Source organism: Microcoleus sp. AT8-A3, from assembly GCF_036705675.1.
Classification (GTDB): domain Bacteria; phylum Cyanobacteriota; class Cyanobacteriia; order Cyanobacteriales; family Microcoleaceae; genus Microcoleus.
The window spans coordinates 56839-76455 of sequence record NZ_JAUBVD010000002.1 but is presented as its reverse complement, the minus strand read 5'-3'; the positions used below and the strand labels follow the sequence as shown (position 1 = coordinate 76455).

The 19617-nt window shown below is 45.4% G+C and carries 24 protein-coding genes; 16 read left to right on the top strand and 8 right to left on the bottom strand.

The features are described 5' to 3' along the window. Positions 1 to 6 precede the first annotated feature (6 nt). Entirely contained in the window at positions 7 to 675 is a 669-nt protein-coding gene (locus QUB51_RS01850; protein WP_333055339.1) for a Uma2 family endonuclease, read from the bottom strand. Between QUB51_RS01850 and QUB51_RS01845 the strand changes: the two genes are divergently transcribed. Next, on the top strand, positions 674 to 808 hold the full coding sequence (locus QUB51_RS01845) for a hypothetical protein (protein WP_333055341.1): 135 nt from the start codon (positions 674 to 676) through the stop codon (positions 806 to 808). The two genes, QUB51_RS01850 and QUB51_RS01845, sit on opposite strands and share 2 nt — an antisense overlap. Positions 809 to 822: 14 nt before the next feature. Here QUB51_RS01845 and QUB51_RS01840 read toward each other — a convergent pair whose 3' ends face one another. From QUB51_RS01840 to QUB51_RS01830, 3 genes are all read right to left on the bottom strand, one after another. After that, complete coding sequence (locus tag QUB51_RS01840) at positions 823 to 1083, bottom strand: hypothetical protein (RefSeq protein WP_333055342.1); 261 nt, start codon at positions 1081 to 1083, stop codon at positions 823 to 825. Positions 1084 to 1404: 321 nt separating this feature from the next. After that, entirely contained in the window at positions 1405 to 1989 is a 585-nt protein-coding gene (locus QUB51_RS01835) for a PAP/fibrillin family protein (RefSeq protein ID WP_333259962.1), read from the bottom strand. A gap of 255 nt (positions 1990 to 2244) precedes the next feature. Next, the gene (locus tag QUB51_RS01830) at positions 2245 to 3921 is read right to left on the bottom strand and encodes a glycosyltransferase family 4 protein (protein WP_333055344.1); all 1677 of its coding nucleotides are present in this window, start codon (positions 3919 to 3921) and stop codon (positions 2245 to 2247) included. Positions 3922 to 4333: 412 nt separating this feature from the next. Between QUB51_RS01830 and QUB51_RS01825 the strand changes: the two genes are divergently transcribed. The 10 genes from QUB51_RS01825 to QUB51_RS01780 all read left to right on the top strand — a co-directional run bounded on the left by QUB51_RS01825 (position 4334) and on the right by QUB51_RS01780 (position 15376). After that, positions 4334 to 4573: a DUF3134 domain-containing protein gene (locus QUB51_RS01825; RefSeq protein ID WP_190659900.1), complete on the top strand. Its 240-nt coding sequence runs from the start codon at positions 4334 to 4336 to the stop codon at positions 4571 to 4573. A 130-nt stretch (positions 4574 to 4703) separates the two neighbouring features. Further along, the gene (gene mraY, locus QUB51_RS01820) at positions 4704 to 5819 is read left to right on the top strand and encodes a phospho-N-acetylmuramoyl-pentapeptide-transferase (protein WP_333209646.1); all 1116 of its coding nucleotides are present in this window, start codon (positions 4704 to 4706) and stop codon (positions 5817 to 5819) included. Positions 5820 to 6144: 325 nt separating this feature from the next. Then, positions 6145 to 6852: a L,D-transpeptidase gene (locus QUB51_RS01815; RefSeq protein ID WP_333209648.1), complete on the top strand. Its 708-nt coding sequence runs from the start codon at positions 6145 to 6147 to the stop codon at positions 6850 to 6852. Positions 6853 to 6946: 94 nt separating this feature from the next. After that, complete coding sequence (locus QUB51_RS01810) at positions 6947 to 7921, top strand: glycosyltransferase (RefSeq protein ID WP_445299443.1); 975 nt, start codon at positions 6947 to 6949, stop codon at positions 7919 to 7921. A gap of 498 nt (positions 7922 to 8419) precedes the next feature. Beyond that, entirely contained in the window at positions 8420 to 10279 is a 1860-nt protein-coding gene (locus QUB51_RS01805) for an NAD(P)H-quinone oxidoreductase subunit F (RefSeq protein WP_333055347.1), read from the top strand. Between the two features lie 104 nt (positions 10280 to 10383). Then, the gene (locus QUB51_RS01800) at positions 10384 to 11103 is read left to right on the top strand and encodes a carbonic anhydrase (protein ID WP_333055348.1); all 720 of its coding nucleotides are present in this window, start codon (positions 10384 to 10386) and stop codon (positions 11101 to 11103) included. A gap of 290 nt (positions 11104 to 11393) precedes the next feature. Next, positions 11394 to 12947 carry an NADH-quinone oxidoreductase subunit M gene (locus QUB51_RS01795; protein ID WP_333209652.1) on the top strand — a complete coding sequence of 518 codons (1554 nt, stop codon included), beginning with the start codon at positions 11394 to 11396 and terminating at the stop codon, positions 12945 to 12947. A gap of 151 nt (positions 12948 to 13098) precedes the next feature. Continuing rightward, positions 13099 to 13485: a NirD/YgiW/YdeI family stress tolerance protein gene (locus tag QUB51_RS01790; RefSeq protein ID WP_333209654.1), complete on the top strand. Its 387-nt coding sequence runs from the start codon at positions 13099 to 13101 to the stop codon at positions 13483 to 13485. Between the two features lie 109 nt (positions 13486 to 13594). Further along, positions 13595 to 14917, top strand: coding sequence for a CO2 hydration protein (locus QUB51_RS01785; RefSeq protein ID WP_333209656.1), 1323 nt, complete (start codon positions 13595 to 13597; stop codon positions 14915 to 14917). A 252-nt stretch (positions 14918 to 15169) separates the two neighbouring features. Next, positions 15170 to 15376, top strand: a complete 207-nt coding sequence (locus QUB51_RS01780) for a hypothetical protein (RefSeq protein ID WP_333055353.1) — start codon at positions 15170 to 15172, stop codon at positions 15374 to 15376. A gap of 41 nt (positions 15377 to 15417) precedes the next feature. Here the strand turns inward: QUB51_RS01780 and QUB51_RS01775 are convergent, their stop codons facing one another. Next, positions 15418 to 15888, bottom strand: a complete 471-nt coding sequence (locus tag QUB51_RS01775; protein WP_333055354.1) for a hypothetical protein — start codon at positions 15886 to 15888, stop codon at positions 15418 to 15420. Between the two features lie 181 nt (positions 15889 to 16069). Here QUB51_RS01775 and QUB51_RS01770 point away from each other — a divergent pair, with 181 nt between their 5' ends. The 5 genes from QUB51_RS01770 to QUB51_RS01750 all read left to right on the top strand — a co-directional run bounded on the left by QUB51_RS01770 (position 16070) and on the right by QUB51_RS01750 (position 17523). After that, on the top strand, positions 16070 to 16282 hold the full coding sequence (locus QUB51_RS01770; protein ID WP_006631307.1) for a helix-turn-helix domain-containing protein: 213 nt from the start codon (positions 16070 to 16072) through the stop codon (positions 16280 to 16282). Positions 16283 to 16369: 87 nt separating this feature from the next. Continuing rightward, positions 16370 to 16582, top strand: coding sequence for a helix-turn-helix transcriptional regulator (locus QUB51_RS01765; RefSeq protein ID WP_333209659.1), 213 nt, complete (start codon positions 16370 to 16372; stop codon positions 16580 to 16582). A gap of 75 nt (positions 16583 to 16657) precedes the next feature. Next, entirely contained in the window at positions 16658 to 16870 is a 213-nt protein-coding gene (locus QUB51_RS01760; protein WP_242717445.1) for a helix-turn-helix domain-containing protein, read from the top strand. Between the two features lie 87 nt (positions 16871 to 16957). After that, positions 16958 to 17170, top strand: coding sequence for a helix-turn-helix domain-containing protein (locus tag QUB51_RS01755; protein WP_006631308.1), 213 nt, complete (start codon positions 16958 to 16960; stop codon positions 17168 to 17170). 158 nt (positions 17171 to 17328) lie between these two features. After that, positions 17329 to 17523 (top strand): hypothetical protein, encoded by a 195-nt coding sequence (locus QUB51_RS01750; protein ID WP_333055357.1) that lies wholly within the window; start codon positions 17329 to 17331, stop codon positions 17521 to 17523. Positions 17524 to 17561: 38 nt separating this feature from the next. Here the strand turns inward: QUB51_RS01750 and QUB51_RS30325 are convergent, their stop codons facing one another. The 3 genes from QUB51_RS30325 to QUB51_RS01740 all read right to left on the bottom strand — a co-directional run bounded on the left by QUB51_RS30325 (position 17562) and on the right by QUB51_RS01740 (position 19561). Then, positions 17562 to 17687 (bottom strand): DUF6939 family protein, encoded by a 126-nt coding sequence (locus QUB51_RS30325; RefSeq protein ID WP_445243099.1) that lies wholly within the window; start codon positions 17685 to 17687, stop codon positions 17562 to 17564. Positions 17688 to 17798: 111 nt separating this feature from the next. Further along, positions 17799 to 18338, bottom strand: coding sequence for a cold shock domain-containing protein (locus QUB51_RS01745; RefSeq protein ID WP_333259958.1), 540 nt, complete (start codon positions 18336 to 18338; stop codon positions 17799 to 17801). Positions 18339 to 18475: 137 nt separating this feature from the next. Beyond that, positions 18476 to 19561 carry a DMT family transporter gene (locus QUB51_RS01740; protein WP_333211114.1) on the bottom strand — a complete coding sequence of 362 codons (1086 nt, stop codon included), beginning with the start codon at positions 19559 to 19561 and terminating at the stop codon, positions 18476 to 18478. Between the last annotated feature and the right edge of the window lie 56 nt (positions 19562 to 19617).

Sequence of the window (19617 nt, the reverse complement as noted above, 5' to 3'; positions counted from 1 at the left end):
ACTTCTCTACAACTTCCCAATTTGTTGAGCAAACCACATCGCCGCCGTCCCATTTCCCTCACCCAAAAGTTTTAAAGTCTCCGAGAGTAAAGCAATTGGCAATCCCTCAAGAGCACCGGAAATTTCGCATTCTTGATATTTCCCGTTTTCCTGCAAGCGAAATGCCAAAACTCTCTCACCCTTAATATCTACTACCCAATACTCAGGAATTCCCAGCGCAGCATACAACCGCTTTTTTTCATCTAAATCGCTGGCCAAAGTAGTATCGGAAGTTTCTATAACTAAATCGGGGATTCGCGATTTATTCAGATTGACTCGGCGCGGTTCACCTTTTTGCCACTGGATGAATTCTCCGCCGACATATAAAATGCGATCGGGCGCACCTCCTCCCACCTTTGGCTTCTCAATTACACATCCACCCAAATCATCGAAAGCTTGTCCTCCTTTGCTGACAAACCAAAATCCAAACACCAGAGTCAAGAGGTTGTTAAATCTGGCGTGATTAATTCCTTCATTACCCATGTCTATCCAAAGATATCCTTCATAAAAAAATATTCTGGCTTCCTCCAAAGATGGATCTTCGCAAGCCGCTACATAATCTTCCCACGTCGCGGCTTGCCATTGGGGAATTTCACCCACTTGAGACACGATGAATTTTGGAGTTGTATAAGTCATGATTCAAAAGCAAATTGAGGATATTTTTATCCTAACTGAAGTTGATATTTATCTGCTGGATGCCCAGAAACCGGGTTTTTGCGAAAATACTCGTTACAGCCCGCAAAAACCGCAAAAAACCCGGTTTCTTTGATTTTGATGCGGTGTTTATCGAATTGCTGTGGGCGCCGCAATTGGTACTTCTAAGTCTGGTTGCAAGTCAAAGACTACGACAAGTGTTGCTTGAGGCATGAGTTGACGCAGACACAGCAAGTGCCCGTCAGCATCCGATCGACTGCGAAATCGCCCCACAATCGCCCGCTGCATACTGGGCATGAGTTTGGCAATCGCCCAAGGGTAAAGGCGTTTTTGGTACGCGATCGCACTAGGATTCGCTGCGAATCCCTGTTGATAACCGTTTTGTGGCATAATCGTGTTGTATTCGTAAGGAGTACACAAAAGGCGTTAGTAAGTTTCTTCGCGGGAATGTACTAACGCCTTTTCCATTAAAATTCAAGCACATATCACAAGAATTGTCAATTGTCAATTCTTAACGCTAAGTTTTAACGGTTATCCTATCTGAAGCTTTTATCGGCTATGGATTTGAGGGTTTTAGTAAGTGTTGAATTGTTTGCAAAAGTGATATATTTTTGATTGTTAACCGCAAATGAACGCGGATAAACGCGGATGAAGGAAAGATAAATTTAGTATGAGTTAAGGGGCGATCGCACTTAATCACACATCACAAAATCACTCTTTTGTCAATACAAAAACACTGTCTTTATTCCCCCGTCCAATCCGCAAATCTTTATCCAAATAAGTAATATCCAGCCATCCCTGCTGTTCGCGAGTATCCAGCCCGAAATCTACAGCAGCGAACTTTTTACCCGACTCAATCTCATCGATAAACTTCCCCGGATATTCATAGCCAATCAACCTGCTTAAACCTACTATAGACCGCTCAAACTTCACCTGCACTCGCCGTTCGGAAGTTGGCTCAAATCTTGCTGCTACACTGACAATTCCTTCCAAATAAGGCAAGCCGTAAAGTTCGCCAATGTTGTAAATTTTAGATTCTTTGACGCGGATAGATTGATAAATTTGACCCAATTTCACCAAGGGAAAACTGTCGAGATTCAGCAGTTCGCGGCTGGTGGTGTACAATAACCGCCAATCTCCATTTAAAAGCTCTGGGGCTTCGACAGGGCGAGGCGTGGGGTTGTAATCTTCCAATTGGGCGATCGCACTTAAAATCGCTTGCTTGTCGCTAGCCGTAGCCAGCAAACCGCGATTCTTACCAGCAATTATCTCTAAGAGTGCAGATTTTCTAAGCATGATTTTTTAAGAAGGAAGAACACGGATTTTGACACGAATACACGGATTAATTATCGAAGGTGAGGCAAAAGTCAGACCGCTCTTTTCTTCTGTCTCAAGCGAGAGGGAGGAAATTTTGTGTACTAGCGATATTAATCGCCGATTCCGCAGAGTATTAAGCTGTTGTGCATTTAAATAGAATGTCAAAAAACAATCTAATTCTTGTGGGGTGGGCGTCTCGCCCGCCCTGAATATGCAATTTAAATGCGTGACAGCTTAACAACTAATAACTAAGATATCAAATTTCACCAAATAAAGCAAAGTCCGATACAGGTCGGCTAATTCTTGCTCGTTTTTAACGTAGCGTCGGATAAGTTCCCCCACGCCGATCGCACCTTCCTGCTTAATTGTCTCCAATATCTCCATCTGAATGCTAACAGATGTTCTCCTATCCTCACCAAAACTGGTAAACCTAATTGTCTGTACCTGCTTGAAAAGTTCTGGTGTGGCGATCGCACCCAGACTCAGCATCATCTCATTGCTTAAACTTCTAGTCGCATAATTAGCCAATACCCGAAACGGATCGTCGCCTAGGGGATAAGGCGGCTTCCCAGGTTTTAAAGGTGCTGACTCCGGTGCCCCCTGGCGAATTTCTGCTAATTCCCGCCACAATTGTTCGTAAGCAGCAATTACTACTTTCCAATCATAAATTTCCCTCGCCCTTTGTCGGGCATTTTCCCCCATCCGCTTTCTCAATTCGGGGTTTTCAATTAATTCACACAACGCCAGGGTGCAAGCATCAATGTCAACTGCTGTGGCGAGGGAAGTGTGACCCATGTAAGTCGGCCAATTTAAGCTGCCGTCGAGATAATTTAGGGCTAAATCTAAACAAGATTCGGGGGGCGGGATGAGTGTGGGAATGCGGAAGCCGTCTATTTCGTGGCGTACAGATTCTTTGTATCCGTTCCAATCGGAGACTATGGCCGGGAGTCCGTTCGCCATGGCTTCTATTGGTGTCAGTCCGAAGGATTCTTGAATGTTGTCGGAAAGCGAAATGAAAATGTCGGCCGCCGACCAAATATTTATTCTAATTTCGGGCTGTCTCCCATCTAAAAAAATAGCATTCACCGAGGGACAAAATATTGGCGCGCTCTTTTTAAAGTCGGGTTCTTCTCTCGGATCTTCGATCCAACCGGCTTGAATTAAGTGGATTTTGGCTTTTGTCTGTTGTGCGGCCCGTTCTAGGGCGATGTACATGGGTACTGGATGAGCTTTTGCAGAAAAAGTCAATCTACCGACAAATAACACAACAATATCTTCGGGATAAATGCCGAGTTCTTGTCGCATTTGGTGGCGAATATTCACTGCTTCCACACCCTGCGGAAACGCGCTGCAATCGACTCCGAGGGGAATAACGGGGAATTTGACCAAAATTTCCGGTTTACCGCCGTTGCGCTGGGCTAAATATTCAGACCACTCTCTCATAACTCCTTCTACTGCTGTTTTCACGGCGGCAGATGTGCAGATCAGGGCGTCCCAAGGCTGCATGGGTGCGGTGATCAAATCGCCGATCGCCTCCATGATGTATTTTGTACCGATCGTGTGAGTAACGCCGCAAACGCTGTAGGCCCGCTGATCGACAAATCTGCGCGCCCAAACCATCTGCGACAGAACCGGATCGGGTCGGTAAATTGTGCCCGGTTGAGATAGCAAATCCGGTCGTTCCATGGGAATCCAGCGGACTTTCCGAGGTGTTTGCAGCCAAGGTTGGATGTGCGAACAAAACTCTTTAAAGGTTGTTTCGCTATCGGCGCAACAGTAGAGAGAGTCGGCGGTTCCGTGTTGGACTAAGCTTTTGAGAAACCCTTCTCCGGCTGAATGACGCCCCAGAAGTTTTTTGCCTCCGGTGTGGTAGCCCTCTTTGTTGTATAAAACCGCTGCCGTTATATCCATTCTGAGATTTATTGCTTGAGAGTTGACTGAAGAAGCCAGAGGGCATTCGGGATCAGGCTTTGATGAAAAACCAGGAGACTGTTGTGAATCAAACCCTTGCTGTTAGGGAGGCTTGCAGAACAGGATCGCCGCTTGTCCCGCGATATCTTAAAGACGATCGTCTTAGAGTACAATGCTTACGGCTAAAGAAGGATTGGCAAGAGCGGATTTTAGTGCTATCCTCATGCCCATGCTTGGGGGCGATCGCCTTTTGGGTCTCCCATCTTATCCGATCCGGAACCAAACAGTGCCTGTGGTATAATGCTTTAGCCTTGCTAAATGCCCGATTTGCAAGTGCTTGATCAAAGCAGCAGTTCGTCGGCAAAACGTTACCTCTACTCGATCGCGTCTTTGTCTTTAAAAACCGATAATCATGTACAACCCATCTCTGCGTCAAATTCCTCGCCATTTACCTGCGGATGTAATTCCATTAAAACAGCAATCTTCTCTTTTAGACTGGTTGGAATCTAACAATCGCCTGTTAGCAAGGGATGTCCAAGAACCCGACTATCTGCACGAAGAAGAAATTTCTGAACTGATGGCAGTTGACGACAGTCCTTACGATGATTTAGAAGATGAAGTAGAAGAGGATGTGAGTGTAGGCGAAGAATAACGGGTAAAAGGGTGAAGAAATCAACCGGAAACAGGGAAGAAAAACTCAGAGATTTCTCAATCTCCTGTATCGCACCCTATTCCCCCATTGTCAATTGCTTATTCTCAAATAGTGTGTGGTGAGGAGTGTTATGGATAACTTTTTGGATGAGAAAATCTCTTTTAGTCTGCCTTTCAAACTTACAGGCAAGAATTTATTCCTGCTGCTGGGTTTGGGGCTCGGCACTGTAGCGATCGGTTTAGATGTAGTAGCGGGTAGATTTTTGAATTTACCTGCATCGCTATTTATGCCGCTAGTTGTTTGTGCTGTAGTTGCGTCGGGGTTGGGCTATGCAGTGGTGCCCGTACTCCAGCAACTAAAAGCAGGACAAATAATTCGCGAAGACGGCCCCCAAGCCCATTTGAAAAAAGCGGGAACGCCGACAATGGGAGGCATCTTTTTTATACCTGCTGGGGTAGCAGTCGCTTTACTTTGGTCTAAGTTTAACTCAGATGTTGTTGCCGTATCGGCTTTAACTTTAGCTTACGGTTTCATTGGCTGGCTCGATGACTGGCAAATTCTGCGACGTAAGTCGAACAAAGGTATTTCACCTCGGATGAAATTGGCTTTGCAAATAAGTTTTGCTGCTCTATTTTGTCTGTGGCTGATGTTTCATCAACCTGCAATTTCTACGAATGTTGCTTTGCCTTTCGGTTGGGTATTGCCATTAGGTTTGCTGTTCTGGCCGCTGGCTGGTTTTGTGCTAGTTGCCGAAAGCAATGCTACTAATATTACCGATGGTGTTGACGGGTTGATGGGAGGTTTGGGGGCGATCGCACTTTTGGGATTAGGCGCATCTGTAGCCTCAACTTCGCCAGAATTAATGATATTTTGCGCTTGCATCAGCGGCAGTTGTTTCGGTTTCTTAGCACACAACCGCAATCCAGCCAAGGTGTTTATGGGCGATACAGGTGCTTTAGCTTTGGGCGGTGCGTTGGGTGCGGTAGCTTTATTAACAAATAGCCTTTGGATATTATTAATTATCAGCGGGATTTTCTTTATTGAAACGCTGTCAGTAATTGCTCAAGTAGGTTATTACAAAGCTACAAAAGGGCCTGATGGAATCGGCAAGCGTCTGTTAAGAATGGCTCCACTGCACCATCATTTAGAGTTGTGCGGCTGGTTGGAAACTCAGGTTGTTGGGATATTTTATTTAACAAACGGGGTGTTAGTGTTAATGATTTTGATGTTTACTAGCAACAGTTAACAGCGGATTTGGTAACGGATTGTGCAGGGGATGCAAGAGATATTTTCTCCTATTTCAAAGAAACAGGCTTTCCGGCCTGTTCCACAATAACTGAATGCAGTTGTGGAACGGGCCGGAAAGCCTGTTTAAGGGAAAGAAACAGGCTTTCCGGTCTGTTCCACAATAACTCAATGCAGTTGTGGAACGGGCATCTTGCCCGTTTAAAGCTAAAGCAACACGCTTTTGGGCTGTTCCACATTTCTTAGTCTCTTAGAGAGGGACTTCGTTTCTGTAGTAAGTAGCAGTTTCAACCGCCGAACAATCTATAATATCCCTAGTTAATGCAATGGAAACAAAAAAAATCAGGGGCAATATTGGAAGAATTGTTTCATCTACAAGCCTTCTATTGCTGGCTGCTAGCTTAGTTTTTTACTGGAACCTCGTTAGGCTGGGTTATGCTGTTCCAATTCCCTACATTTTAGACGTTTTCTGCTTAAATAACTGTCCGGCTGATGATTTAAATATTTGGCATACCCAATTACCGCCCGATAATTTATTAAACTATGACAAGCCGCTAAGACAAATTTTAGGCGAACCAGATAAGTTAGATAAAAATAGAATTTCCATCCTAGTTGAAAAATCCAAATACAGGCTGACTGTATACGATAGCAAAAAGCCAGTAAAATCTTATCCTGTAGTATTTGGTGGCAACCCCACAGGTGATAAATTAAAAGCAGGGGATTTGCGGACGCCGGAAGGTGTTTTTAGTATTAAAGATATGTACCCTCACGAAACTTGGTCAAAGTTTCTGTGGCTGGATTATCCAACTAAACAATCTTGGCGCAAACACGTAAAAGCCAAGCAAAACGGTACAATTGGCTGGGGCGACAGTGTAGGCAGCGAAATCGGGATTCACGGCGTTCCTCCTAATTCGGATAATATTATAAAATATCGATCGAACTGGACTTTGGGATGCGTTTCGCTGGAAAATAAGGATGTTGAGGAGTTGTATCAGTTTGTGCAGAAGGGAACGGCAGTAGAAATTAGTCCGTAGTCAGCAGTCAGTAGTCATTAGGAGGAAGTACAAACATTAATCCGTGTATCCGTGTCATAATCCGTGTTGTGCCTCCTTCCCCATGAACAACAAAATGTTTTTACCGGAAGTTTCGGTGGTAGTGCCAGTTTACAACGGCGAGGCAGATTTGCCGGATTTGATCGAGTGTTTACGATCGCAAACTTATCCGCCACACAGAGTAGAATATCTCTTAGTAGACAACAACAGTCGCGATCGCACTTCAGCAATCCTCCAAACAGCAGCCTCTAACCCCCCCTCACTCCCCCCCTTGGTAACGGGAGGAAGCAATTTCAATCACATAACCATTCGCCACCTCACCGAAAATCAGATTCAAAGTTCCTACGCCGCCCGCAATCAAGGAATTCGCGCATCCACAGGCGAAATCATTGCATTTACCGATGCAGACTGTCGCCCGGAATCTGACTGGCTGGAAAATTTAGTTAAGCCATTTGTTGACTTAGAAGTAGGAATTAGCGCTGGGGAAATACTCGCTTTGCCCGGTAAAACTATCTTAGAACAACACGCCGATCGCCAAAATACTTTATCTCAAAAACATACCCTCGCTCACCCTTTTTGTCCCTACGGTCAAACCGCCAACTTAGCTGTACGGAGGCTAGTCTTACAACAAATAGGATTATTTCGCCCGCATCTCACCAGCGGCGGCGATGCTGACTTGTGTTGGCGGATTTTGCGCGAAACATCCTATAAAATGTATTTTGCCGAAAATGCGATCGTCCGACACCGCCACCGTTATACAATAAAACAGTTGCAAAGTCAATGGTATCGGTACGGCGAATCTAATAAATATTTGCACGAACTCCACGGTGTCGATTTGATGCGAGAATTCACAACAGGGGAATATTTTTACCGGCTGGCTAGGTGGCTGTTAAAGGAATTTCCGGTTGCGGCTGCCAAAAGTGCGATGGCCCAAGCCGATATGGTAGATTTGTTTAATACGCCGATCGGTCTAGTGAATGTTAGGGCAAGGGCGATCGGACAGCGCCAAGCCAAACTTCCTTTAGCAGCTTGGCAGATTGAGCGATTTTAATATTTTAGACCATAAGCACTTCACGGGCGGGGAGGATGCCCAACTCCTACTCCCCACAAAAAAATTGAATTCTTTGTGGAACAGGCATCTTGCCTTTTCTAAATAAGCATTTCACGGGCAGGCAGGAAGCCCAACCCCTACTCCCCACAAAAAAATTGAATTCTTTGTGGAACAGGCATCTTGCCTGTTCCTCAAAATGGTGCAAGATGTGCGATCGACAAATATTCGTTTGTACACCATCCCGCCCCTATATACCTATAAGTAGAGGTTATCGGTATAGATAAGTATGCTGAATCAGAAATATGAAAATTTAACGCAATACTTAATATAAAATTAATAAGTCTATTCTTCCCGCCTAGTATCAAAACAACGAGTAACTCGAATACTGACGCCAAAATAGCCTCTAATTCTGCCTTCTGGCTTTCGCCGTGCTGTTGTTTGCCCGATCGGAATTATTCTCAGAATTTTAAATTTTTGTAACCTTTACAGGTAATGCCAATGGCTCAAATCTTACTCCAGACCGTTTGGTTTATACCTTGCTATCCACTTATCGGCGGAGTTCTGTCGATGCTGTGGTTTCCAGCAGTTACCCGTCGCACGGGGCCAAGACCATCCGGTTACGTGAACGCCATCTTAACCTTGTTCGCTTTCTTACACGGCGTCATAGCCCTGACAGCTATCTGGAACCAACCGGCGCAACACCAGTTAATTCCCTGGCTGAATGTAGCAGGTTTAGACTTAACCATTCCCGTAGAAATCTCTGCTGTCACCGTCGGGGCGACAGTTTTGATTACCGGACTGAACTTGCTGGCGCAGATTTATGCTTTCGGTTACATGGAAATGGACTGGGGCTGGGCGAGGTTCTTTTCCCTGATGGGGCTGTTTGAAGCGGGGATGTGCGGCTTGGTACTGTGCAATTCCCTCTTCTTCAGTTACATGATTTTAGAAGTTCTGACTTTGGGCACTTACCTGTTAGTCGGGCTGTGGTTCAATCAGTCTTTGGTGGTGACAGGAGCCCGCGACGCTTTCTTAACCAAGCGGGTGGGAGATTTATTCCTGCTGATGGGAGTAGTCGCAATTCTGCCGCTGGCTGGAACTTGGAATTTTGATGAGTTGGCTGTTTGGGCTCAAACTGCAAAGCTTGACCCTACTGTAGCGACACTGTTGAGCTTAGCCTTGATTGCCGGCCCGATGGGTAAGTGCGCTCAGTTTCCCTTGCACCTGTGGCTGGATGAGGCGATGGAAGGCCCGCTACCGGCGACGATTTTGCGGAACACCGTAGTTGTGGAAACTGGTGCTTGGATATTGATTAAGTTGCAGCCGGTGATTGCTTTGTCGCCGATCGGACTGAAGACAGCTATTATTGTAGGCGCCGCGACGGCGGTTGGCGCTTCATTAATTGCGATCGCCCAAATTGACATCAAGCGCACGCTTTCCTATATAGTCAGCTCTTACATGGGCTTAGTATTTATCGCCGTCGGCACCGGACAAGCCCAGACAGCCCTGACATTAATATTTGCCTACAGTTTGGCCATGGGTTTGCTGGTGATGAGCATCGGTTCGGTAGTTTGGAACAGCATCACTCAGGATGTCCGATCTCTCGGCGGTTTGTGGGAAAAGCGGCCAATATCGGCAATATCGTTTATTGTCGGTAGCGCTGGATTGGTGGGACTACCGCCCTTCGGCTGCTTCTGGGCTTTAGAAGACTTCACATCAGGACTGTCGGAAGCTCACCCTTCCTTGTTAGGAATAGTGCTGTTTGTCAACGGTGTAACTGCTTTTGGGTTGGTGCGCGTCTTCGGTTTAGTTTTTGGCGGCAAACCAAAGCAAATGACCGAACGTTCGCCGGAAGTTCACTGGCCTTTTATCTTGCCGATGACTGTTTTAATGGGCTTTACTTTGCACGTTCCGCACTTGCTGGCTGCGTGGCATTTAGTGCCGGGGGCAAGTTTGAATTATACCGCAACTGGATTGCTAGTTTTGTCAACGGCGATCGGCATCAGTGCCGGAGCATTTGTTTACCTGAACGAAAAATGGGAAAAACCGGTACGAATTGGTTCTGAAGCTTTGCAAGACTTTTTTGCTTACGACTTTTACACGGCAAAACTTTACCGGGTGACTGTGATATTTGCAGTCGGTTTAGTTGCTCAAATCATCTCGTGGTTCGATCGCAATATTGTTGACGGATTCGCGAACTTAATCGGTTTTGCAACGGTTTTCGGCGGGCAAAGCCTCAAATACAACGTTAACGGTCAAACTCAGTTTTACGCCCTAACAATTCTGTTCGGAGTAGCAGTTTTGGGACTACTCATAAGCTGGCCTTTGCTAGCTCGCTTGTCGCTGATTGTAGGCGGGTAAAGACATATAAAATTGAAGATTTTAGGTGACAGTTTTAATCTAAAATCTTAAAAACCTGAAATCTTGAACAAAGATTTCCCACTCGTTCAAATAAGGCAGCATAAATGACCTCAGACAACAGACACTTCAATCTTTCCCGACGCAATTCCCTCAAATTTGTCGCAGGAGCCATTGGTACAGGGATACTCGCAGCAGGAGCAGGCGCTGATTTGGCTGCACCCGAACCAGCAATTGCTCAAAATGACATGACTCCCGATGCAGCTTTGCAAAAGTTAATGAGCGGGAACAAGCGGTTTGTTGAAAAAAAACGCCGAGGTTTTAACCAAAACTTATCCGATCTCGCCCAAGTTGCCATATCTCAAAAACCTTTTGCTGCTATTCTCGGCTGTTCGGATTCCCGTTTCCCTTCCGAGATTATTTTCGACCAAGGATTTGGAGATTTATTTGTCTGTCGAGTCGCCGGCAATGTGGCGACTCCCGAAGAAATTGGCAGCCTGGAATTTGGCACGTTGGTGTTGGGAGCAAAAGTGCTGATGGTAATCGGGCATAAAAGGTGCGGTGCGGTAGAAGCTACCATTAAAGGTGCTCAAGTTCCCGGTCAAATTGGCAGTTTGCTCGACGCCATTAAGCCTGCTGTAGAAAGCTCAAAAAACCAAACGGGCGATCATCTAGAAAATGCTTCAAAAGCAAATGTTATCCTGCAAACTAGAAAATTAAAAGCATCTCCAGTGATCTCTCAGTTAATTCTGGAGAATAAACTGAAAGTGGTGGGTGGCTATTACGATTTAGATACGGGTCTCATCAATAGGTTGGTTGAGTCTTAAACAGTTAACAGTTAACAGTTAACAGTTAACAGTTGACAGTTGGTAGGGGCTGTGCCCCCGTGCCCGCCCCCAGAGTTAGTTGACCTGGGACAGTTGACCTGGGACAGCAAGGGGTTTTAACAGCCTACAATTGACAGTTGACAATTGACAGCGAGGGGTTTGTAACAGCGAAAAATTGAAATTTGACAATTGACGCTTGATAACTATCAACTATCAACTCTCAACTCTCAAAGATTGACTATCAACTATCAACTCTCAATAGATTCTTTACTCTTTACTCTTCACACATTATGCTTAGTGCCTTGCTCTGGTTGCCCGCGTTGGGCGCTGCGGTAGTCGGGTTCCTGCCCGGAAACATAAATGGGATGCGCCTGCGTTCAATAGCCTCAGCTTTTGCTGCTGTTGTTTTCCTGTTGAATATCTGGCTGTTAACTCAATTCGATCCAGCAAATTCGGGACTGCAATTTCAAGAATATTTGCCTTGGATTCCACAATTAGGTTTGAGCTACAATTTGGGCATTGACGGCTTGTCATTGCCGCTGCTGGTTTTAAGTGCTTTGCTGACGCTATTAGTCATTTACGGCACGGGCGAAAAGATGGAGCGCCCCCAGCTTTACTACGCTTTGATTTTGCTAATCAATGCTGGTATTGCCGGAGCTTTGATGTCTCAAAATTTGCTGCTGTTTGTACTGTTTTACGAAGTAGAATTAATTCCTTTTTACCTGTTGATTGCGATTTGGGGCGGAAAGCAGCGGGAATACGCTGCCATGAAGTTTTTGATCTACACGGCAGTTTCGGGACTTTTAGTGCTAGCAGCATTTTTGGGTGTGGCTTGGCTTAGCGGTTCTTTAAATTTCGATTACAGTGCGATTACCACTCAAGAATTGCCGAGAAATGTGCAGTTAATCCTGCTAACAATTTTGCTAATTGGGTTGGGAATTAAAATTCCCTTGGTGCCACTGCATACTTGGCTACCGGATGCTTACGTGGAAGCTTCGCCAGCAACAGCAATTTTGCTGGGAGGGATTCTGGCGAAGTTGGGAACTTACGGTTTAGTGCGGTTTGGCTTGCAGATGTTTCCCGAAACTTGGTCGATTATCGCTCCCGGTTTAGCGATTATCGGGACTGTGAGCGTGATGTACGGTGCTTTGAGCGCGATCGCCCAAAAAGACATCAAACGCATGGTAGCCTATAGTTCGATCGGGCATATGGGCTACATCCTCGTTGCCTGCGCTGCGGGTACGAAGCTGGCATTAATCGGTGCAGTCGGGCAAATGGTAAGCCACGGCTTAATTTTAGCTTTGCTATTTTATTTAGTAGGCATCATCGAAAGCAAAGTCGGCACGCGAGATTTGGACGTGCTCAACGGTTTGATGAATCCGATGCGGGGTTTACCCACGGCTAGTTCCCTGTTAGTTTTGGGCGGCATGGCAAGCGCCGGCATTCCCGGTTTGGTGGGTTTTATTGCCGAATTTTTAGTATTTCAAGGCAGTTTCTCTATCTTTCCAATTCCCACTTTAATCTGCATTTTAGCTTCGGGTTTAACAGCCGTTTACTTTGTGATTCTGCTCAACCGCACCTGTTTTGGGAAGTTGGACAATGCCACGGCTTACTACCCTCCAGTTACGTTTGCTGAAAATATGCCGGCGCTGGTTTTGGCGGGCATCATTTTCGTGTTGGGAATTCAACCTGCTTGGCTGCTCAAGTGGAGCGAATCGACTACAAATGCGATCGTTGCTACTCTGCCGGCTGACAGGAATACCCAAGTTGCTATTAGCTATCCTTGGAAAAAATCAGCGATTGAAATCGCCTTTACACAAACGAAGTCTGTCTCCGCAGACTGAGATAGTTCAGCGATTAAAATAGGGTCGGCACTTGCCTTGTGTCCGACTATGCTGCCTCACAAATATCTACTCGTTACTAGGCTCTGTATCCAATTTTAATGCAAGATTTTGGACGCAGAGCCTCCAGATAAATACCAGGAGATGAGCGCTCATGAAACCGAAAAAACTTTTCAGTTTATCCGCCGTTACAACCCTTCTTTTAGTAATGGCAACTTCTGCTTTTGCACAAGCTATAACTCGAATTCGCGATTTGCCAGCATCGAAAACAGGAATTACCATCTCTGGCCGAGTAGTCGGTTTTGGAGAAGCTGATGAAAATGAGTGGATTTTAAATGACGGCAGCGGTCAAGTTAAAGTCGATGCCGGCCCGCGCAGGTGGCGCAATATTAATCTATCAGAAGGGGAAACAATTACCGTTGTTGGCGAAATGGATGACGGCGAATTTGATGCTTTTTCGATAACTCTGTCGAACGGATCAATTATCAACATCCGCTCTCCACAAGGCCCGCCTCCTTGGGCTGGAAAAGAGGAAAAATAACTGTAAAAAGCAGCGCTATCTTTCCGAAAAGCATGAGATTTGGGAGAACCTAATTCCCGAATAGAGCAATTTATAAATAGTAAAATTCAGTCAAACAAAGGAAGAAACAATGGTACAAACCCCTAATAAACCAGCAACTAAACTACCCCCTTCAAAACACGAATTTGCCGAAATAATTCACAGACTGGAAGCGGGCGGCGCTATGATTCCAGATACGCCGGAAAATCTGATGCAAATCATCGCTATCTGGAAAGCTTACGCGGTGCCGATGGACTTCTACTGGCGGGATTTGCTTTACATCGCCGAACGAGTATTTTTACACCCGCTTCCTTTCTTTAAATACTTTTTACCGCAAGAGTATTTAGATTTACAAAATCACTATGCAGGCGACGGTGCAGATTTGCGGATTTGGCGCGGTACTGGAAGTGTCCACCCAGAACTTTTGGAGTTCATGGAGAAGGGTGAAACTGGTAAACTCCCGCGACTGTTCCATCATTTGTGGCACGATCGCATTAACATGGAATTTGCCGAAGAGTGCATGAGGTCAATGCTTTGGCACCGGGGCTTGTACGTCCCAACCAATCAATTCGATCCTTATTTGGACAGTGACGAATATAAAGCTAATGCCGATCGCGCAATTAAAGCTTACTTCAAAAAAGACCCGTTCATGCTGGCAATTCACAAAGCATTTCCCGAAATGTTTTTAGAACAGTGCCGCCAAATGTCTTATTACAGCAATCTCGGTTTATTCTGGGAAGTAATGGCACCGGTGTTTTTTGAAGTTTCCGACTTGTACGACGAAGGGAAAATTACCACAGTCCCGCAAGCGATGGATTTCCTAGTAAATGGGATATTTGCGATCGCCGGAAGACCCATTTACCACCATGTCCAAATCGACGGTGAAACCTACGAAATCATCCCCAAATCTAAAGGTTTCACTTGGCTTTACGAAGCAGCGTTACCTTACGTGGAAGCTGTATTTTATCGCACTTCGCCATTCCGAGGCACCAAATCTTACAACGCTCAAGCTAGAGAAGTTCCTGACGACCAAAAAGACTTCCACTACGGAGTTTTGTATGCAGACAAATTCCCGGTAGGTACGGCGGGGATTCCGCCGACTTTGCTAGCACAAGATATGCTGCATTTCCTGCCGCCTTATTTGATGGATTTCTACAAACAGCGCTGTCGCGGTGAAGATGATATCCTAAATCAAATTGGGGTGACATTCCAGCGATCGATGTACTGCGTAACTTCGGCGGTGATTCAAGCGTTACGGACTGCTCTTTTGTATCCTTTAGATGACCCGAATCCAAAGCATTTGAAGGCAAATCGGGCTTTCTTTGAGTCTCAGATCGATCGCTTCTGTCGCCCGGAATACGGCATGAAATATGCTGCGAAGCTCAAGAATATTCAGACTTCGGATTATAGGTAAAAGATGTTTGCGGGAGGCATATTAGCTTCCAAGTCCGCCAATCCGTTAGTCCGCCAGGGGTTTCAACCCCTGGCTCAAAGCTCAAGTCGGTTGAAACCGACTGGGAAAAATCAGAGCTTTTTAAGCCGTTTCAAAAGTCCTATAATATTAGATTAGTTGGTCTCAGAATTATTCATCTCTCTCTTCTCTTCCTCTGCGTTCTCTGCGTTCTCTACGGTTTAATCATTCCGATATAAAAAATAATCAATAACTATGGACAGCAAACAGCTAGCCAAATATATCGAAGCAACCGATGGGATTTCCAAACCTTGGCTGTTGGTGCAACTGCGGCTGAAAAAATTGCAAGAAAGGCGATCGGAGATTTCTGCTGAAGAGTATATGACAGAACTTACCGATATCCACAAAGATTTAATGAATCTGGGGGAATGGTGGCTGGGAATCGAAGATGAAGTGTTTTAAAATTTAATTGAAAGTTCAAGTAGGATTAAGTCGAGCGCACTTTAAAATTTATCCATCAAATCTTTTTCTTGGGCATAGACATCTCGTAGCTGTTGCAGCGCGGGCCCAGAAATGACCGATTTAACAGTAGCTACCAATTGGCCCCACTCTAGCAAGCTGTCAACGGAAACAGCTTTTTTGAACTTGTACGTGTAGAATTTAGTCCAAAATGCTGGTGCTTGCTTGCTTTTCCAGCGTTTGTACCATCTGCCAAAATCTTGAAGTGCGATCGGCTGTACTTGTAAAATAGGAGGAAAATCGGCGTAGCTAACAAAGCGGCTGATGCCTTTGGCGTGAACGTACACCATGTAACGACAGCATTCGATGCGGTAAATCTCGTCTGCTGTGATATTGAACAGGAGTGCAACTGTTTCTTCGGTAACGAATCTCGCCAGCGGATGCAGGATTGGCGATTTGTGAATTATTCTGGATTCTGCGATCGTCCGCGATTTTGCCGGAGTTTCTGATATCATGGCTAGTACACCTCTGGATATGGTTAGTAGACTTCTGGATATGGCAAATGCACTTTTTGATAGAAAGAAATAATCTGTCCAGATTAGGTTTTACAGACGATCGCCCTTTAGTTTTCCAGGCCGGGGGGCGATCGCTCTTTACATATAAAATTGTACGACGCAATTGCATCAACTGTCAAGCATGGGTTTAGTCAGGCTAAAAATTCGGGAACTAGCGGCGGAGAAGGGCTGGACGCTTAAGGAAGTATCCGATCGTTCCGGGGTAATTTATAGCACTGTCAGAAGCTATGCTCGTCGTCCTGAAATGGCAATGGTTGACTTTACTTGCCTGCGGAAGTTAGCTCGGACTTTTGATGTGATGATTGAGGATCTGGTTGAGGTTTTGGAGGAATAGGTCGATCGACCTTAAGTTGTCTAGACCGGGGGCGATCGCTTTTTTAGATGCAATTATCTTAAAACGCAACTGCATTATTTGTCAAGCATGGGTTTAGTCAGAGTTAAAGTGCGAGAGCTAGCGGCCGAGAGAGGCTGGACATTCAAGGAGGTGGCTGAGCGATCGGGCGTTGGTTACAGCACCATCAGAAACTACGCCCAATGTCAAGGCATGACAACCGTTAATTTTGCCTACTTGCACAGGTTGGCTCGCACGTTTGACGTAATGATTGAGGATTTGGTGGAGATTTTGGAGGAATAGGTCGATCGCCCACGATATTGACGGATTTTCTGATATCATGGTGAGCCAACCTAAGAATTGCATCCACTCTCAAGCATGGGTTTAGTAAGAATTAAAGTCAGAGAACTAGCTGCTGAGAAAGGTTGGACATTCAAGGAAGTTTCAGAACGTTCTGGGGTAATGTACAACACTGTCAAGCATTATGCTCGTTGTCCAGGGCTGACAACGGTTGACTTTACTTTGCTGCGGAAGTTAGCTCGGACTTTTGATGTGATGATTGAGGATTTGGTTGAGGTTTTGGAGGAATAGGTTGATCGGCCTTAAGTTGTCTAGACCGGGGGCGATCGCTTTTTCAGATGCAATTATCTTAAAACGCAACTGCATTATTTGTCAAGCATGGGTTTAGTCAGAGTTAAAGTGCGAGAGCTAGCGGCCGAGAGAGGCTGGACATTCAAGGAGGTGGCTGAGCGATCGGGCGTGATCTATAGCACCATAACCAGCTATGCTCGTCGTTCAGAAATATCAATGGTTGACTTTACCGCCCTGTACAAGTTAGCGCGGGCCTTTGATGTGATGATTGAGGACTTGGTGGAGATTATTGAGGAATAGGTCGATCGCCCTTAAGTTGTCTACACCGGGGGCGATCGCTTTTTTTTATTTTTTCCACTATAGCAGGATTAACTGTACTTACTCAAACATTATTGTACTTAATCGGATTGAGGATGGTAACATCAAGGAAAGTTGTTATTAATAGTTGATTATTCTTCGTGGCTAAAACTAATACTGCGATCGCGGTCAGTTCCGTGATCAAGGAAGTCATTCAAAAACAAGCGCTAGCGACCAGACTAACTCAGAAAGAAGTAGTGTATTTGGGAATGCTGGCAATTGATGCACTCGATAAGGAAAGCCGCCAAGAGTTGGCCGATAAGGTGCATCAAATGCAGGTGAATGGAGAGATTTGAAGCGGAGGAAAACCAGGTCAACAGTTTAATCTTTACGGCTAAAATGGACTCAACTTTATCCAAGGTCGATCAGCTTTCGATGTAATATCAACAATCTCGGCTTGAGAATATGGGCCGCGTATCACGTCAATTTTCTTTCTTTTGCTTTCGACGTAGAGTTGCATAGTCAAGTGGGGGCTCAAGTAAATCCACCATAGCAAAAACGGCGATATCAACTTCTGGCTTCTTCCTTGAGCAATCCGTTCCGGTGCAGCACGGCTGTTGGGATGCTGGGGCTACCTCGGTGCTTTACGCCAACCATTGGCGATCGCCTCTGACTCTGTGCAAAACCATCTCTCACCGCTAGCTGGATCGATAACTGTTGATTCGTAATCTTCCATGCCTGGAAGGTGATAAATCTTATTGCCTGTATCGATCGAGATGTTGCCTTTGATAGTACATCCTGGTTTTGCGATCGATGTAATTGGAGAAGGTGAACGACTAGGACTAAACTCGATTGTAATAACCACAATGACAGCCAGAATCCCAATACCAAAAACTGTTTTGAGTACACCGCGTTTCTGTGGTTTCTGCTTTGTTGGCTGATGTCGAGGTGCAACACCTTGAATTGATGCTCTAGTTGCACGTACTTTCCCGTCTGTTTCAGCAACTTCCTGGTACAAAATCGTATCTCCAACTTTTGGGCGACGACTTGCTTCCTTCAGCGCACTGATATGCAAGAAAACTTCTTTACTGCCATCATCCGGTTTAAGGAAGCCAAACCCCCGATCGTCTTTCCAGGTTGTCAGTTGCCCTTTATTCAGAACAGGTTTCATAAAATTGAACTTTTATTCGTGCTTAACAGACTCAGCCAACCGCTTCGCCTTCTGGCGCCGACGAACATTAATCGGACTATTGCGAATATCAACTTCTAGGGTTACTTATTGTAACTAAGAATCTGTAGTATTAACCATTAAATCCCTTTGAATCCCACCTCCATATCCATCTCTTTTGCCGGACTTACAGGAGGTTGAGGCGCGGGTTGGGTTTGCTTGCGAAAAACGCCAATTTGATTGAGAACGATCCCGATTAAAATGATGCTGCCCCCGATGTATTGAGCTCTTGTTGGCGTTTCCGATAAAATCAAATAGGCGGCTAAAATCCCCGCGATCGGACTAAACGAACTGGCGAGGGATACATCTGCAGCGCCCGTCGTTTTTAGTCCGGTAAACCAGCACAGTTGTCCGCCCACAACAATAATCCCACCGTAGAGGAGCATCCACTGCCAGAGGAAGGGCGAAAAAATATCGATACAGTGGGTGGGAGTATATAAGATTAAAACAGCCATAAAGAAAACAACTGTTCCCAGTGTTGTTCTGATAATAGAGAACAATCCTAACGGAATTTGTTTGAGCGTGACTTTACTAATAATCGTCGAAATGGCTAACGCGATCGCCCCGGATGCTGCCATGAATTCGCCTCTGCCGATCGTCAATCCGCCCATGTCCATCATATCGGTAGTCGGTGCTTGCAATACAATAGTCAGTGCAACACCCACAAACGAAACCATCGCCCCCGCAATCACCCAAAGATTGACGCGATCGCCCAAAATTAGAATGGACAGCGCTAAAATCAGAGGCGGCTCAATGCGTCCAATCAGTACCACATTATTGACAGCGGTTAAATCCAACGCCATAAAAGTTAAGGCTGGAGCCAATGCCCCAGATAGCAAAGAAATTCCCATCAACCCCCACCATGTTTTACTGGGAATCGATCGGAAATTTTGCACTGTACATTGCTGGCGATAAACCAGGAATAAAACTGCTAACGCGCAGAGATTCCCTACAAATAAAACATTACAAAGTGAAATCAAATTTCTGCCGTTTATCGGGTTCTGCGCTCCTAAATCGGTCAGTTTGCGAATGACAGAGTTAGAGGCAGCAAAAATGAGGATTGCTAGTAATAAATAGGTTCGTCCAGGGATGCGGTTGAATAATTGAGACACGATAATATCAACATGAATATATAATGCCATATCTTCTTTATACCACTGTTGCATAGGCGGTAATTGACACATATACAAAAAAATCCCCCGCCAGAAGGCAGGGGATTTGA